We start from the raw sequence: 18,121 nt of genomic DNA, 5'->3' as shown, positions 1-18,121 counted from the left end.
ACTAAATAGCTGACATAAAAAAGCACGTTCTGTCTGAATCGAATTCAGTAGGAACGTGCTTTTTCTTATAAATTATGATGTATTTTGCGAAATAGTCGAAGATCAAGGTTGGAGTTGGCGCAGTACGGTGATTTCCACCCGACGGTTCTTTTGTCTGCCAGCCGCTGTGGTGTTGTCACCCGTTGGGCGAGTATCCGCATATCCGGCATACTGGAACCCGTCAGGGTTGAGATTTTCTGTATCCAAGAAAAATCGCAATACAGACAGTGCGCGTTCGCCAGAAAGTTCCCAGTTGTCTTTATACGTGGAGTTGGCCCCGACCGGAATATTATCCGTATGTCCTTCGATACTGACAACGGTATTCAGGTCCCGAAACAGACTCGCCAGTTTGGTCAGTGTGGGTGCAGCATCCCCTTTGAGGGCAGCTTGTCCCTGATCAAACAGGAATCGGTCACTGAGTGTAATGGAGAGGCCCTGCGGCTTGTCCGCAACAAAAATCTGGTTTTCCAGTTTATTATCCTCGATATATTGGGTAATCACATTGAACAGATTTTGCAATTCCTGCTCCTGTGATCTGAACTGTTCTTCCCGTTCTGTGAGTGGCTTGTTGTCATCTTCTGGTGCTGCTGTCCCGGAATCGGAAGGGGTTCCTTCACCAGTTGCAGGGTCTTCACCCTGAACCTCGGATGGTGGGGTCTCTGTAAGCGTCTGTCCGGGCTTCTCACCGAGCCCCTCCCCAAGCTCAAGTATAGAGTCAGACTCGTTGAATGTATTTTGTAACGATTGAGTAACGACGTCATATTTACCGGAATCCAGATTGCTCATGGCATACATGATGACAAAAAATATCAAGAGCAGGGTAATGAGATCGGCATAGGTAATCATCCAGCGATCCCGATGATCGATAGTTTCACGTTTTCCGCGCCGTTTACTGCGCCGACTCATCCAATCCCTCCTTTGCTAGGGGGCGTATAAGCTGACGATGCGTGAGCGTGAAGGACTCCAGTCTTTTGCGTACAAGCTGGGGATTCTCACCGTTCTGAATGGCAAGTACACCTTCGAGAAGCATTTCCATGGTCTGCACTTCATCAGCACCTCTGGATTTGATCTTGGAGGCAATGGGCAAAAAGATAAGGTTGGCACTGGCGACCCCATACAGGGTTGCGGTAAAAGCAACAGCAATGGCAGGTCCGAGTCCGGTTGGATCGGTCAAACTGCCAAGGACCTGAATGAGTCCCATCACGGTTCCGATGATGCCCATGGTTGGGGCGTAACCACCAGCAGATTCGAATATTTTGGCGTAGCCCTCATGTTTTTGTTCAATCGAGTCAATCTCCATCTCCAGAATCTGGCGAACCACATCCTGATCCGTACCATCGACAACCATCTGAATACCGTCTTGCAAAAATGGATGCGGATGATCCATAACTTTGCGTTCCAATGCAAGCACACCTGAGCGGCGCGCGATCGAAGACATCTCGACCAATTCTTCAACCCATAAACCGGATTCATTATTGTTACGTCCAAAAGCCATACGCAGAGCAGCCGGAATCGTACGCAGGCGATGTGCAGGGAAACTGGCAACCACAGCAGCAATCGTTCCACCGAATACAATTAAAGCAGCCGTTTTTTGCATGAGACCGGACAGTTGACCGCCTTCCCACAAAAAACCGCTAATGACTGCGGCAATTCCGGCAATAATACCGATAAGTGTCGCAAGATCCATAAATTAACCCACTCCTATCTTCATTTCACGTTTGCATCACTAAAACGAACAAGGTATAATTGAACGGGAACAAATATTCCTATTACTATAAGTTTTCCCATATGAAAATTCGGGGAACTTCGACAATATATTGTGACTATTATTTTAGACGATAGGGTGAGATACGGCAATGAGCGATATTATAATGAGCGACAAAACGTTCGAAATCGAGTCAGAGTTTACTCCCCAAGGTGATCAGCCTGCAGCCATTAAAGAACTGGTGAAGGGTGTTCAAGAGGGGAAAAGGTATCAGACACTGCTGGGTGCAACGGGTACGGGTAAGACATTCACCATTGCACAGACCATAGCCCAGCTGCAACGGCCAACGCTAGTTATTGCGCACAACAAAACGCTGGCAGCACAGCTTGCAAGTGAGTTCAAAGATTTTTTTCCTAACAACATGGTTGAGTATTTCGTCAGTTATTATGATTATTTTCAGCCAGAAGCATATATCCCGTCTTCCGATACGTATATCGAGAAGGATTCAAGTATTAATGAAGAGATAGACAAACTGCGTCACGCAGCGACCAGTTCGTTGTTTGAGCGCAGGGATGTCATCATTGTAGCGAGTGTATCCTGTATTTATGGTTTGGGTTCACCGCATTCGTATTCCAGCATGTTGCTGTCACTCCGGGTAGGCATGGAGAAACCACGTAATCAGATTTTGTCCCGACTGGTAGAGATTCAGTATCAGCGGAATGACATTAACTTTGTACGGGGTACATTCCGTGTCCGTGGGGATGTCGTAGAGATCTTCCCTGCCTCCAAGGGAGAACACGCAATTCGGGTTGAATTGTTCGGTGATGAGATCGAGAAAATTACGGAGATTGACGTGTTAACCGGTGAATTGATTGGCGAACGTGAACATATTGCCATCTTCCCGGCATCTCACTTCGTAACGCAAGAAGAGACGATGAAGGTTGCGCTGGTGAACATCGAGCGTGAACTGGAAGAACGACTTGAAGTGTTGCGTGAACAAGGGAAGTTGCTGGAGGCTCAGCGACTGGAACAGCGGACACGATACGATATTGAGATGATGAAGGAAGTCGGCTTCTGTTCGGGGATTGAGAACTATTCCGGCCCGCTGACCTTCCGCGAACGCGGCGATACGCCATATACACTGATGGATTACTTCCCGGATGACATGTTGATCGTGGTCGATGAGTCTCATGTGACTCTGCCACAGATCCGTGCGATGTACAATGGTGACCAAGCGCGGAAGACGGTATTGGTTGAGCATGGTTTCCGTCTGCCGTCAGCATTGGATAATCGTCCGCTCAAATTCGATGAGTTCGAAGGCAAGATGGATCAGATTATCTATGTATCGGCCACACCAGGTCCATATGAGATAGAGCATACGGATACGATGGTGCAACAGATTATCCGTCCAACCGGTCTGCTTGATCCTATTATTGAACTGCGACCAACGAAGGGACAGATCGATGACTTGATCGGTGAGATTAACGACCGGATTGCCAAAGACGAGCGTGTGTTAATTACAACATTAACGAAGAAGATGTCTGAGGATCTGACGGATTATCTGAAGGAGATTGGAATCAAGGTACGTTACCTGCATTCCGAGATCAAGACGTTGGAACGGATGGCGATTTTACGTGATCTAAGACTGGGCGTTTTCCATGTCCTAATCGGAATCAACTTGCTCCGGGAAGGTCTCGATCTGCCCGAAGTATCCTTGGTAGCCATATTGGATGCCGATAAGGAAGGATTCCTACGTTCCGAACGTTCACTAATTCAAACGATTGGTCGTGCCGCGCGGAACAGCGAGGGTCGCGTTATTCTATACGGTGACAAAGTGACTGATTCGATGGATAAGGCGATAAAAGAAACCGAACGTCGTCGTGCGATTCAGATCGAGTACAACGAGAAACATGGCATTACACCACAGACGATTCGCAAAAAAGTGCGTGATGTTATTGAGGCAACCAAGGTTGCCGAATCCAAGAAAGACTATCTCACAGGTGCTGCCGAGAAGATGTCGAAGAAAGATCGCCAGGCGCTTATTCAGCGCCTAGAGGTAGAGATGAAAGATGCAGCCAAAAACCTGCAGTTTGAGCGTGCTGCCGAGCTTCGCGATGCGTTGCTGGAACTTCGCGCTGAATAAGACACTGCTCATTCATATGCTCCAGTAAAGAGAGAGAGGTAACAAGAGAACGGCCAATTGGCCGTTCTCTTGTTGAGTAAGGAAATCGTCCATATCTACCGATAATAAGAGATGTTGAAATCTTGAAATCAGGTCTATACTGATAGAAAAGTTGAAATTGGTTAAAAGGTTTATAGAAAGCATTTGGGAGTCGTGTCCCTCTGGGAGCCGAAGGCAATGGCGACCTTGCCGCGAACGTGGCGAAGCCGAGAGCGTCCCGGTGTTGAACTTGGAGCCGAGCCGAAGGCAATGGCGACCTGCCGCGAACGTGGCGAAGCCGAGAGCGTCCCCGGTGTTGACCTTGGAGCCGAGCCGAAGGCAATGGCGACCTGCCGAGAGCAGGGCGAAGCCGAGAGCGTTCACGGTGTTGACTTGGAGCCGAGCCGAAGGCAATGGCGACCTAGTCGCGAACAGGGCGAAGCTGAGAGCGTCACCTCGCAGTAGAGCGGCCACATAAGGTTCCGGCAATGAGCCGGAACCTTATGTGGAGCCGCGGGCACACGACAACCCTTCACATAGCAAGACCCGACCCCTCACCATTGCACCGCTTGTTTCGGGTGTCCAGAGGGCTGAGCCCCTCTGGGGCCCTCCCTTGGAAGGGAGGGTTTGGGAGGGATCGAAAAGCCTTTTAAAAGGTTTGGATTAACACACTGAGAGGATGAGTACTATTGGCGAGCGATAATATTGTCATTAAAGGTGCACGAGCGCATAACCTGAAGAACATCGACATTACCATCCCGCGTGACCGCTTTGTTGTATTGACCGGCCTGAGTGGCTCAGGTAAGTCCTCACTGGCTTTTGACACCATCTATGCCGAAGGACAGCGGCGTTATGTAGAGTCATTGTCAGCCTATGCAAGGCAGTTTCTGGGACAGATGGAGAAGCCAGATGTCGATTCCATTGAAGGGTTGTCTCCTGCCATTTCAATAGATCAGAAAACAACAAGCCGTAACCCGCGTTCCACGGTTGGAACCGTGACGGAAATCTATGATTACTTGCGTCTGTTATTTGCACGCGTGGGTCATCCACATTGTCCGGATCACGGCGTAGAGATCAGTTCCCAGACCGTAGAACAAATGGTTGACCGCATTATGCAATACCCAGAGCGTACCCGGTTGCAGATATTGGCACCCATTATCTCGGGCCGTAAGGGCGAGCATAAAAGTGTATTTGCCGATGTGTCCAAGCAGGGCTTTGTCCGTGTACGGGTGAACGGGGAGCTGCGTGACCTGTCAGAAGATATTCAATTGGAGAAAAACAAGAAGCATACGATTGAAGTGGTCGTTGACCGGATCGTTGTTAAGGATGATGTACAGGCACGTCTGGCCGACTCCATTGAAACAGCCCTTAATTTATCCGGAGGACAACTCCTGGTGGATATTATGGGTGAAGAAGAGCTTCGCTTCAGTTCCAACTTTGCCTGCCCGGTGTGCGGATTCAGTATTGAAGAGCTTGCACCACGGATGTTCTCTTTTAACAGTCCCTTCGGCGCTTGCCCGGATTGTGATGGTTTGGGTGTCAAAATGATCGTTGACCCGGATCTGCTCGTACCGGATCGGACTAAGACCATTGAAGATGGCGCTTTTGATGCATGGACAGGTGGAACATCGACCTATTATCCGCAGTTTCTGAAGTCGGTATGTGAACACTTCAACATTCCGCAGAATGTGCCTGTCGAAGATCTGCCAGCTGAACAGATGAATAAGTTGTTGCAGGGTACAGGCACGGAGAAAATCCGTTTCCGGTATGAGAATGATTTTGGACAACGCAAGGAAGCACTGGTTACCTTTGAAGGCATCGTGAATAATCTGGAGCGTCGTTACCGGGATACAGCATCTGAAGGTATCCGTGAATTCATCGAAGGTTACATGAGTGCGAAGCCTTGTGGTACGTGTAAAGGTCAGCGTCTGAAGCGGGAAAGTCTCGCGGTTACGATCAATGATCACAACATGGCGTATGTGACTAGTCTGTCCATTGGTGAAGCGGGCCGATTCTTCGACTCGCTGGAATTGACGGAGAAAGAGCAGACAATTGCCAAACTGATTTTGAAAGAAATCAACAGCCGTCTCGGATTCCTGGTAAATGTTGGTCTGGATTACCTTACACTGAGTCGTGCTGCCGGAACATTGTCCGGTGGGGAGGCACAGCGGATCAGACTGGCTACACAGATTGGTTCCAGCCTGATGGGTGTACTCTACATTTTGGATGAGCCGAGTATCGGTCTGCATCAACGGGATAATGACCGTCTAATCTCAACCCTTGCGCACATGCGAGACATTGGTAATACTCTGATCGTGGTCGAACATGATGAGGATACGATGATGGCTGCCGACTACATTATTGATATTGGCCCTGGTGCAGGTATCCACGGAGGTACCATCATGGCACAGGGTACGCCGGAAGAGATCATGAACGATGAGAACTCATTAACCGGTCAATATCTGAGTGGTCGCAAATTCATTCCTATTCGTACAGAACGTAGAAGTGTAGGAGAACGCTGGTTGGAAGTACGCGGAGCCAAAGAAAATAACCTGAAGAATCTGAATGTGAAGATTCCTGTAGGTGTATTTACCGCGGTAACCGGTGTATCTGGATCTGGTAAATCCACATTGATCAATGAGATCCTGTACAAAACACTGGCACGTGATCTGAACCGTGCTCGGGTACGTCCGGGTCAGCATAAAGAAATTCGTGGTCTGGAGCATATCGATAAAGTCATCGATATTGACCAATCGCCAATCGGGCGGACACCACGTTCCAACCCGGCTACGTACACCGGTGTCTTTGATGATATTCGGGATCTGTTCGCTCAGACGAATGAAGCCAAAGTACGTGGATACAAGAAAGGCCGATTCAGCTTCAACATTAAAGGCGGACGTTGTGAAGCCTGCCGTGGAGACGGCATTATCAAGATCGAGATGCACTTCTTGCCCGACGTTTATGTTCCTTGTGAAGTCTGCAAAGGCAAACGATACAACCGGGAAACGCTTGAAGTGAAATATAAAAACAGAAATATTTCCGATGTGTTGGAAATGACAGTTGAAGATGCAACCCAGTTCTTCGAGAACATTCCGAAGATCCATCGTAAAATGCAGACGCTGATGGATGTAGGTCTGGGTTATATCAATCTGGGACAACCTGCAACCACATTGTCTGGTGGTGAAGCCCAGCGTGTGAAGCTCGCTTCCGAGCTATACCGCCGCAGTACGGGGAAAACCATCTACATCCTCGATGAACCGACAACCGGTTTGCATGTGGATGATATCGACCGTTTGCTGAACGTACTACACCGTTTGGTGGATTCCGGGGAATCGGTGTTGGTAATCGAGCATAACCTGGATGTGATCAAAACAGCTGACTATATTGTCGATCTTGGTCCAGAAGGCGGTAGCGGTGGAGGAACCATTGTTGCAACTGGAACACCTGAGGATATCGTTAAAGTGGAAGCTTCCTATACCGGCAAGTACTTGAAGCCAGTTCTGGAGCGGGATACCGAGCGGAGTAAGGCTCTGCAATTGGTGGACTAAGGCCCTGTAGTCAGAGATTTTTGAACGAGAAACGATAGTTAACAAGCCCTTCTTTTCGAGAGGTGTGAGACATTGGATTACGATCTGATGTGCTCTGCTTGCGAAAGGAAGGGTTTTATTTTTGGAATATGTAGAGTCATTCCTTGTACTAGAATGTTTTCGTGAAAGTGTTTACATATATGTAGGGGCAAGCATTGCAGGGATATCCAGCCAAATTGGATTTTTTTCATTTTTATGGATGATAGGGCTTGCATTACTAGCAGGGTACAGATAACATAGAGGAAGATATTAGGGTATGCGTTAGCTGTTCAACTATGGTGAGGAGGTCTGTCTATCCATGCTGTTTGCAGAAGCTGCCACGGCGAGCACATCGAATTTTAATGCATTTGATATTTTTGTCATCTTATTTACGATCCTGATTTTCATCGGAGTCGTTCGCCTCCTTCGGGCACCGAAGAAGAATCTGTTTGCGATCGGATTTGCAGTAGTCAGTCTGCTGGTATTTCTGATGACGGATTATGCGATGATAACCGGTTGGTTTGGTGAGTAGGAATGCCACTGAAGTGAATGGAATAACCTCTACAAGAAGTACAGACGAACACTTTCCACGGAGACATGGAGGGTGTTTTTTTTATTTAGTTTGAACGTTTGAATAGGATTCTATCTTCTCTACTAAAATAGGGACTTAAAACAATTGTATATCCAGATTTTGTATGATACATTGAAGGATACCTGAATTGCAGATGAGAGAAAAAGAGAATAGATTCAACAATGAATCCGATGTCGAGTCGCGCAAGAAGGATGTATAGAGAGGGTCAGGTGAGAATATGAGTGTGTTGGGTAAAAAGGGGATAGCCATATTGATGGCTGCTGTACTCTCGATTAGTGTGGCGGCAACGGCTGGTGCGGCTGAATCCAAAGCGGGAATGCAAGCTAAAGTGGTAGATGGTCAAGTCTACGTGAGCACCAAGGATCTGGTTAAGGCATTTGGTGGAAGTGGGCAATATGATGCCAAATCCGGAACGTATACGTACAAAGGAAATGAAGCCATTCCCAAAGTGATCGAAAAGGTATCCCCTTCGGTCGTAGGCATTATTGGGAAATCTACCGAAGTGCAGGAAGGTGCATCATCAGACCGTTATAATCTTGCACATGGTACAGGTGTCATTATCCGGTCCAATGGATGGATCGTGACGAATGCTCACGTGATTGACGGATTAACAGATCCGGTGGTCGTAACGACGGATGGCAATACATACAAAATTACGAAAACATACAGTGATGCACTAAGTGATCTCGCGCTGATCAAAATCAATGCCAAATCACTCAAACCGGCGAGCTTCGCCAAAGCTTCAAACATCTCTGTTGGCGAGACGGTGATCGCCATAGGTACGCCAATTTCCTTTTCCTTGCGCAACTCGGCAACAGTAGGGGTAATCAGCGGCTTGAATCGTGGTGTAGAGGAGACCTACCGGTTGATTCAGACCGATACGGCCATTAACCCAGGGAATAGCGGAGGACCGCTGGTCAACCTGAAGGGTGAGGTCGTTGGTATTAACTCCATGAAATTCTCTGCGGTCGGTATAGAAAGCTTGGGATTTTCGATTCCGGTGGATACCGTTCAATATATTATCAATCAGTTTTTTGAATACGGCAAAATAAAACGTGCGAGTCTGGGACTACAGCTGGAAGAAAGCTGGTCTGCCATAGTGGGTCTGCCTACAGATGATCCATTAACGATCACGGGTGTACTGTCTCCTGAAGCAAAAAAAGCCAAAATCAAAGAGGGCGATGTCATCTATAGTGTGGCGGGCACACGTGTGTCCTCTGTCGTCGATATCAATGAGTTGCTCAAAAAGTATCTGCCCGGGCAAAAGGTAAAGCTGTTGATGCAAACGGATGGCGATATCGTCACTCGTACGTTGGTGCTTGCTGATCGAGCAGATATTCAGGACGCTGAAGAAGAGGCCTTCCTTGTAGATGAAGAACAATAAAGCCCGGCGATCAACCCGGATGGAGAGAGGACGAAAGAGCGGAATGAAAAAGTCTTTCATACGTGTGCTGAGCACAGGTGTATTAACCGGGATGCTGACCATTGGTGCGGCATTCCCTGCATGGGCATCTGATCTGACGACAAGTGAAATGCGAATCAAAGCAGGTAGCACGAGCGCCTACATCAACGGCGATAAACAGGCCATAGCCAAACCGTACAAGGTCAAGGGTGTTACGATGGTGCCTGTCGGCGTATTCAAGAAAGCATTTGGCAGTGAAATTCGGCTGGAGAAAAATGATGTCGTCAAAATCAAGGAAGGTCCTCACACGGTGACTCTAACGATTGGCAGTTCGATTGCTTGGGTGGATGGTGTGAAACATGAGATGGGTGCCGCTCCCAAGATGGTGAATGGCGTACTCATGGTTCCACTTCGTCCGGTTGCTGCCGGTATCGGAGCGACGCTTGCTCCAAGCAGTTCCGGAGAAATGGTGGTTCGTCTACTGCAAACCGATGATTCGGTGGACGATGAGGGTAGCCTTCATCCGGATGAAGGCAAAACAAGAATCGGCAACAGCTTTTACGGCTGGTCTATTAACTATCCTGCGGATCTCATGGTTTTCCAGAGCGGTGAGCAGGAGCGCATGATGACTTTTGGTGCAGCGGACAACAGTTATTATCTTGAAGTGTACGTCAGCGACCAGGATGTGGCTCTGGATTCGGATGATTTGTTGCAACAACTCGTACAGGAAGCCAAACAATCGGGAGATACCGTGCTGGATCGTGAAGCGGTGTCAAAAGGCAAAACGCTATATGCACGGATTATTGTAAAAGATGCTGACGGCATGTTGTGGGAGATGCGCCAGTATCTCAATGAAGGTCGTCAATATGATGTATACCTCGCTGATTATCAAGCCTTGAATTACAAAGATCTGGGCAAACGTGCTGCGCTGCTCAATTCATTCCAGCCAACCTATGCGGAGTCGGATCGAACCATCAAGGATCTGTCCACCGTAGATAATGGCATGCGCTCCGCGTGGAATGATGACTATGGCATTGAATTGAAGATTCCTGCCGGCTGGTCGATGGACAACAATCAGATGATCTATGAAGCCAAGGATGGTGCGTATCTGCAATGGCGTATCACTTCGGCGAAGGCCGGTACAACGGTAAAAGGCTGGAGCGGTCAACTGGATAAGTGGATGCGCGAGACATTTACGCCAGAGAGTTACGAGCCGGTTGGCTCATATACGATGGATATCTCGGGAGAGACTGCCGAGGTGAATGAATTCCGTTATAACTTTGGCGGGGGCTGGCAGACCGAGTTTGATGTTCTTTTGCAGAAGAATGGGTATCGTTATTATGCAGAATACACATTCCCGGAGGAGCAGGCTGCAGATCGGGCATGGTTTGAACGGATCATGAAGAGTGTAGAGATTGATTTTGATACGGTTGCCGATAACTTCGGTCAGCTGGGCGAAGATCCCTATTTAACAGACAAAACGAAGACAATCACACGCACGTCCAAACGTTATCATTACAGTGTGGATATTCCGCGGTACTGGACGCCGTATAGTGATCAATTCGAATACTCACCTGTAGTGTACACCTTCACGGGCGGGGAGTTCTCCATTGCGGCGAGCGAGGACAAGTCCATCGAGATGACAGTCAGTCAACTGAGAGAGGCATATGCCGAAGCTACCAAAACGCGTAAGAACTTCAAGTTGCTTCGCAGTGAGGAGATGACGTTTGCGGGTGTGCCAGCGTTTTCCTTTACGTATCATGAACTGGACAACGGTGTGCCGTATGCGGGTCGTCAGATTGTGTTTGAAAAGGACGGTACAACCTATACGATTACAAGTGGTCTGAATGATGCCAACAAGACAGAAGTCCAGGCAGCGGCATTGGAGAAAGCAGTGAACTCATTTACTTTTATTAAATAATTGTAGTGGAGCCGGAGGGTCGGAGGACCTTCCGGCTTATTTGTCATGCTGGAAATGGAAATGGTAAACGGTTTTTTCAGGAAAGCGTAGAAGAGTCGGTGCAGAAGTGGTACACTATACTAGTTCAGGAGTTATGACTGCTGATCTGATGAATATGGATGACTGTAAGCTTGGAGTTCAGGCAATACAGACATAATGTATAGATATAGCAATTCAATGACAATGCAGGTGTACCGGATAAGGTACAGGCTTAAGCCTGACGTGTTCAGGCTTTAAAGGATATAGGGATGAAATCCGGCGGATAGCCGGCTATGGGGAGGATCTACATGAAAACAGCAACAATACGAAGAGAAGACGTTGAACTTCTGGCACCCGCTGGTGACTGGGATTGTATGCGTTCGGCGGTAGCCAATGGCGCAGATGCAATTTTCTTCGGAGTCGAAAAGTTTAATGCACGGGCACGGGCGAACAATTTCCGCATGGACGAGTTGCCAGAGATTATGGCGTTTTTGCACAGCTATGGAGTAAAAGGTTTTTTGACCTTTAATATATTGATTTTTGAAAATGAATTGACGGATGCCAAAGAACTCATTGATGCTTGTGTCGATGCAGGTGTGGACGCTGTAATTGTTCAGGATTTGGGTTTGGTGAAGATGATCCGCGAGATCTCGCCGGATTTCCCGATTCACGGTTCAACACAGATGACGATTACGTCACCGGAAGCGGTCGAGTTTACAAAGCCGTTTGATATGGAACGTGTCGTTCTGGGACGGGAGAACAATCTGAAGCAGATCCAAAAGATCGGTGAGCAGGCGAAACTTCCAATGGAAGTATTCGTTCATGGCGCGCTGTGTGTATCCTACTCGGGGCAATGTCTTACTTCCGAAATGTGGGGAGGGCGTTCGGCGAACCGTGGGGAGTGCGCGCAAGCTTGTCGTCTACCATACGACCTGATGGTGGATGGGGTGCACAAGCCGATGGGTGATGTAGCTTATCTGTTGTCTCCGAAGGATCTGGCAGCGATTGACCTGATGCCGGAACTGATCGAAGCAGGAGTGACTTCTTTCAAAATTGAAGGACGTCTCAAAACGCCGGAATACGTAGCGAACGTGGTAAGCAAATACCGCAAAGCGATTGACCGTTATTTTGATGGAGATAACACGCCGCCAAGCAAGGAAGAAGTTCGCGAATTACAGCAAAGCTTCTCCCGTGGATTCACGCATGGTTTCCTGAGTGGTACAAACAACAAAGAACTGGTGGATGGAACATTCCCGAAAAGCCGTGGTGTCTACCTCGGTCGTGTGGATCAAGTGTTGCGCGATGGTGTGGTTCTGAAGCTGGACGCACCCGTGAAACGTGGAGACGGGATTGTTTTTGACGCCGGAGACCCGACTCAGAAGGAAGAGGGCGGACGCGTATACGATGTACGTCGCAAAGGCGTAAAACTCGAAGGCGAAGCCGAAGAAGGCTGGATCGTTGATGTCGTGCCAGGCCGCAGTGACGTGGATCTACGACGCGTGAAGGTTGGCGACAAAGTGTGGAAAACGAATGACCCGGCGCTGGACAAACGTCTGCGTCAAAGCTTCGAGACCGAGAAGCCATACCGCGTATTCCCGGTGAAGGTGAAAGTCATCGGCAGCCCGGGGCAGCCGCTTAGCACGTGGTGGACTGACGTGCAGAAAGGCACAACCGTCCGCATTGATTCCGAGATGGAACTGGACATCGCGCAGAAGCGTCCAATGACGCATGAATTGCTCGAAGAGCAGTTCGGACGTCTGGGAGGCACCGTGTTCCAGTTGGAAGGAATGGACGTCAACCTGCACGGCGACGTTATCATCCCGATGCGCGAGTTGAATAACATTCGCCGTCAGGCGGTAGAACAACTCGCGGGCGAGCGTCCTAAACCACCCGTCTACGTGAAACGGGCGGTAGATGTGTACGGCGATTCGGTTAAACCGGCATCGCCAGTCGCTCGCGGTCAAGCGGAGCTGACCGCGCTCTGCCGCAGCCTGCCACAAGTGGAGGCGGCGATTGAAGCGGGGATCGGCATGATCTATGCCGACTTCGAGTTTATCAAACAGTTCCCGGCAGCCGTGGAAGCTGTGCATGCCGCTGGACGCAAGATCGCGCTGGCAACGCCGCGTATTCATATGCCTGGGGAGAACGGATATCATAACAACATCCTGCGTCTGAAGCCAGATGCGGTATTGGTGCGTAATACAGGTGCACTGTACTTCTACCTTCGCCACAGGATGGAAAACCCGGATGCGAAGCACCCTGAACTGATCGGCGACTTCTCATTGAACATCGCCAATCACAAAGCAGTTGAATTGTTCCTGGAAGCAGGCTGTGACTGGATTACGCCATCCTATGACCTGAACATTCAACAAATGGTTGATTTGCTGGGCCACTCCCGTACAAGTCAGACCGAAGTGGTTATCCATCAGCATCTGCCGATGTTCCACACCGAGCACTGCGTGTATTGTACGTTTATGAGTGAAGGAACGGACTTTACGAACTGTGGACGTCCTTGTGAGGAACAGCGTGCATCATTGCAAGACCGGATCGGTATGTCCCACCCGGTACGTGTGGATGAAGGCTGTCGTAATACGGTATACAATGCAGTGGAGCAGTCAGGTGCCGAGTATCTGACGAACTTTATGGATCTGGGTGTATCCCGTTACCGTGTGGAATTCCTGGAAGAGACACCGGAGCAGGTACGCGAGGTGATTGATCTGTACAACCGTGCACTGCGCGGCGAGATCAGTGGTACACAAGTGTGGAAAACCCTAAAAGCAACGAACCAACTGGGCGTTACACGTGGCCAATTGGTGAAATAAACAGCAACCCCAAACTCTGCTTTACGGAGCTCTTGGGGTTTTTTTACATCATGGCACAGGAGGCGAAGAAGCGTGGCGCCATTCACAATCATGGATATTAAATTGCTGTGCGGAGTCACGGCATTTAAGCGTGGAGAAGATTATAACCAATCTGGCCGGGTGACTAATCTGGTTGTCAGTGAGGATCAGCTTCATTATGAAGCACAGGTACGTGGAACGGAGCGTTACCAGGTGACGGTGGATGTGGATGGAGCAGGAGAGATTGTGGCAGGCTGCAGTTGTCCGGGTGACGGCAGACATTATGACTATTGCAAACATGTGGCTGCCGTCCTGCTGGCTATTCACGAATGGGGAGAGCAGCAGGAGCGCAATGCAGCTAATGCTTCTGGGAAGCCCTCTCCGTCTTCTACAGGCCAAGGAGCCAATACCTCCAGCACAGGTTCCAAGTCCAGAGTCGGAACGCTGGTCGAAGAGAACATGTGGGAGCGACCACAGTCTCCTTCACAACCAGAGCACTTCAATGATGCTCCAGAGCGTCCACCCGTTCACTTTGCCCAGGCAGGTCGCCCAAGCTCAGCTTCAGGTTGGGGCCGTTCGGTAGATAAACCTTCATATCGTACGGCGGATCAGATTCTGTCCATGTTTGCCAAAGATCGCAGACCGCTGCATGGAAATGACCGAAAATACACGGCCCCTGTCAGCCGATCCACCCTGCGGGAAGAATTGCAGGTTCAGTTTATATGTAAGCTGACACAGGTTCACAAGGGTGGTGGGAAACTCGCTCTTGAATTGAAAGTGGGTAACAAACGTCTGTATGTGGTGCAGAAAGTGAAACAATTCCTGAACTGCATCGAGAAGGGCGAGCCAATGTCATTTACCAAACTATTCCACTATGATCCATTAATGCATGTTTTCACTCCGCAGGATCAGGCCATTCTCTCGATGCTTATTCGAATGAGACAGAGTGAGGAGGCTTATCGCCAATCCATCTCCGGTTATCTGGGAGCTTCGGACGGACGGGATATATTGATTGCTCCGCTCGTATGGAAGCCATTGCTGGAATTGCTGCTACAGGCTGACAGCCGGATGGAGGGCACGGGATTCGCCAATGGACCACTCACACTGGGTGAGGGGGTACTGCCTTTATTTTACCGGATTGCCCAGGGGGCGAATGAAGGATATCAGCTTGAAATTTCCGGACTGCGTGAGCTGATTCTTCTCCCTGCTTATGATGCCGCTGTGGTGGAAGGACAGTTGCATATGTTGGAGCCGATGCAGATGCGAAGTCTGGAGGACTTGAGTGGGGCGCTCACATCATATGGGATCAAGGAAAGTATCGATATTTCGACCCAGCAGGTGGATGAGTTCGTACAGCATGTCGTGCCGGAACTGCGTACGCTCGGCCATCTGTCTATTGATTCACAGGTGCGTGAACAGATCGCGGAACCGGAACTCTCACCGAAGCTGTACATCGACTTCTATCGTGAGCGTATTACAGCGCGTCTGGAATTCGACTATGAGGTCATGGTTATTAATCCGCTTGCAGAGTACTTGATAGATGAAGAAGAGAAAAAGGTTATTTTGGTGCGTGATCGATACAAAGAGCGGAATCTGATTGAACGGCTCGATCGTTCTTTCATGGAACGTGATGGTAGCGTCTGGGCGAGTGAACGGGAAGATGCGATCTATGATGTTATGTATCATCTGTTGCCTGAGCTTGAGAAACAGGTAGATATCTATATGCCGAACGCCGTGAAGGCGATGGTGCAATCCTATCCTACACCGCCGAAAGTCCGGGCAGACTTGGGGAGAGGGTTGGACTGGCTGGAGATTTCATTCGAGATGGAAGGTGTGGACGAGCAGGAACTTCAGGAACTCATGCGTCGCATTGTGGAAAAGAAACCGTATTTCCGTCTCAAGAGCGGTGTCTTTCTGTCGCTTGAAAATGAAGGTGCAGACAGTTTCGCTCACATGGCCGATTCACTGGGACTTGGAGCAGATGACATCAAAGGCAGCCATATCCGGCTGCCAGCTGTTCGGGCGTTACAATTGCCAGGCAGGGATGAGGTTTCCGGACATGTGAAGTGGGGAGGCTCCCTGAAACGTTTCCTCGATGACCTCCGGGATCCCGAACGGATGGATTTTGCATTGCCAAAAGCGCTGACCCCCATCCTGCGGGATTATCAGAACAGTGGATACCAGTGGCTGCGTACCCTCGCTTATTATCGTTTTGGCGGCATTCTGGCGGATGATATGGGACTTGGTAAAACATTGCAAAGCATCGCCTATATTACAGCGGTGCTTGAGGAAAAGCCCGAGTACAATATGGACAATACGGACGTTAATAAATACCGGGAGAGCGGATCGCTATGGGGCGGTACAACGGAGGCTACTGCCGGCATCGACCCCGAAACTGGTCTCCCATTGGATAGGATGGCCTCAGAGAATACGGATGGCCTATGGTCCACGATGCAGCAGGATGGACTGACGATCCGAACGAGGGTCATTCACCCTCCGGTACTTGTCGTGGCGCCTGCCTCGCTAACCTATAACTGGGCCAATGAGTTTACGCGGTTCGCCCCGCATCTGAAAGTTTTGATCGCTGCCGGTCAGAAAGAAGAACGAGCCAGCATGCTTTCAGGCATGGATGAGGCAGACGTAATTGTGACGTCTTATCCTTTGTTGCGCCGGGATCTAGACACCTATCTAGGCCGAACATTCCATACGCTCATTCTGGATGAAGCTCAGGCGATCAAAAATGCTTCTTCCCAGACTGCGCAGGCAGTCAAACAAATTCAAGCCCCGCGCCGTTTTGCACTCACAGGTACACCTGTGGAGAACTCGCTGGATGAATTGTGGTCCATTTTTGAAGCCGTATTCCCTGGATTGTTTCCAAGTTACAGAAGATTCCGTGACCTTCCTCCGGAACGGATATCGCGTATGGTACGGCCGTTTATTCTGCGCCGTCTGAAGAAGGATGTGCTGGAAGAATTGCCTGATCGAATTGAAACGGTACAGCGGTCAGAGCTTACGGTTGAACAGAAAAAATTGTACGCCGCATACCTCTCCCAGCTTCAGGATGAAGCATCAAAGGACATGGAGGATAATGGATTCCAGAAGAATCGTATCAAAATTCTGGCAGGCATCACGCGCTTGCGTCAGTTGTGTTGTCATCCGGCCCTCTTTGTCGAAGGCTATCAAGGCGATTCTGGGAAAATGGAACAGTTGCTTGAAACGGTCGAGGATTGTTTGGCCGCAGGCAAACGTATTCTTATTTTCTCCCAATTCGCGAGCATGTTGAACCTGATTCGTCAGACGCTCACGGCACAGGGAAGAAACCTGTTTTACCTCGATGGTCAGACACCTGCACAGAGCCGCGTTGAGATGTGCCGCCGATTTAATGAGGGAGAAGCTGAACTATTCCTGATTTCCCTAAAGGCTGGAGGAACAGGGCTAAACTTAACAGGTGCAGATACCGTTATATTATATGATCTGTGGTGGAATCCTGCGGTGGAAGAACAGGCCATTGGGCGAGCCCATCGCATGGGACAGAAACAAGTGGTGCAAGTCATCCGTCTGGTTACCGAAGGTACGATCGAGGAGAAGATTTTGGAGCTCCAGCAGCGGAAGAAGGACTTAATTGCCGAAGTAATCGAACCAGGAGACGGGGGATCGACGACCTTGTCCGAACAGGATATCCGCGAATTGTTAATGGTATAAGTATGCTGTTTTGGTGTGATAGGGTGGTGCAAGATTTGTTAACTTGTATCACCCTATCATTTTATAGAAAAGAAGATTGATATAGACGAGAAAGTGTAACCTGTTTAATACAGTATGAATAGAATACTAGTAAAGTAATGTTGACCATACCAAAACATGCATTTACATATCTGAT

Annotated in this window: 9 protein-coding genes; 7 read left to right on the top strand and 2 right to left on the bottom strand. The window is 49.2% G+C overall.

The window, feature by feature from the left end; genetic code table 11:
- Nucleotides 1-102: 102 nt before the first annotated feature.
- Both AC4G47_RS27390 and AC4G47_RS27385 read right to left on the bottom strand, forming a co-directional pair.
- Entirely contained in the window at nucleotides 103-945 is an 843-nt protein-coding gene (locus AC4G47_RS27390; protein ID WP_491103673.1) for a flagellar motor protein MotB, read from the bottom strand.
- Nucleotides 929-1,726 carry a flagellar motor protein gene (locus tag AC4G47_RS27385; RefSeq protein WP_491103672.1) on the bottom strand — a complete coding sequence of 266 codons (798 nt, stop codon included), beginning with the start codon at nucleotides 1,724-1,726 and terminating at the stop codon, nucleotides 929-931. Before AC4G47_RS27385 ends, AC4G47_RS27390 begins: the two co-directional genes overlap by 17 nt.
- A gap of 169 nt (nucleotides 1,727-1,895) precedes the next feature.
- On the opposite strand from AC4G47_RS27385, the gene uvrB reads away from it, so the two are divergent.
- The 7 genes from uvrB (at nucleotide 1,896) to AC4G47_RS27350 (ending at nucleotide 17,946) form a co-directional block, all read left to right on the top strand.
- The gene (uvrB, locus tag AC4G47_RS27380) at nucleotides 1,896-3,887 is read left to right on the top strand and encodes an excinuclease ABC subunit UvrB (protein WP_458124270.1); all 1,992 of its coding nucleotides are present in this window, start codon (nucleotides 1,896-1,898) and stop codon (nucleotides 3,885-3,887) included.
- A 707-nt stretch (nucleotides 3,888-4,594) separates the two neighbouring features.
- Nucleotides 4,595-7,453 carry an excinuclease ABC subunit UvrA gene (gene uvrA / locus AC4G47_RS27375; RefSeq protein ID WP_491103670.1) on the top strand — a complete coding sequence of 953 codons (2,859 nt, stop codon included), beginning with the start codon at nucleotides 4,595-4,597 and terminating at the stop codon, nucleotides 7,451-7,453.
- Nucleotides 7,454-7,790: 337 nt separating this feature from the next.
- Complete coding sequence (locus tag AC4G47_RS27370) at nucleotides 7,791-8,003, top strand: hypothetical protein (RefSeq protein ID WP_215074381.1); 213 nt, start codon at nucleotides 7,791-7,793, stop codon at nucleotides 8,001-8,003.
- Nucleotides 8,004-8,280: 277 nt separating this feature from the next.
- Nucleotides 8,281-9,447: a S1C family serine protease gene (locus tag AC4G47_RS27365; protein ID WP_491103669.1), complete on the top strand. Its 1,167-nt coding sequence runs from the start codon at nucleotides 8,281-8,283 to the stop codon at nucleotides 9,445-9,447.
- Nucleotides 9,434-11,386, top strand: coding sequence for a stalk domain-containing protein (locus tag AC4G47_RS27360; RefSeq protein WP_491103667.1), 1,953 nt, complete (start codon nucleotides 9,434-9,436; stop codon nucleotides 11,384-11,386). Before AC4G47_RS27365 ends, AC4G47_RS27360 begins: the two co-directional genes overlap by 14 nt.
- A gap of 326 nt (nucleotides 11,387-11,712) precedes the next feature.
- Nucleotides 11,713-14,226 (top strand): U32 family peptidase, encoded by a 2,514-nt coding sequence (locus tag AC4G47_RS27355; protein WP_017692029.1) that lies wholly within the window; start codon nucleotides 11,713-11,715, stop codon nucleotides 14,224-14,226.
- Between the two features lie 72 nt (nucleotides 14,227-14,298).
- Entirely contained in the window at nucleotides 14,299-17,946 is a 3,648-nt protein-coding gene (locus tag AC4G47_RS27350; RefSeq protein ID WP_491103665.1) for a DEAD/DEAH box helicase, read from the top strand.
- Nucleotides 17,947-18,121 lie beyond the last annotated feature (175 nt).

Source organism: Paenibacillus sp. Negev47 (assembly GCF_058313655.1).
This window is presented reverse-complemented; position numbering and strand designations above follow the sequence as displayed.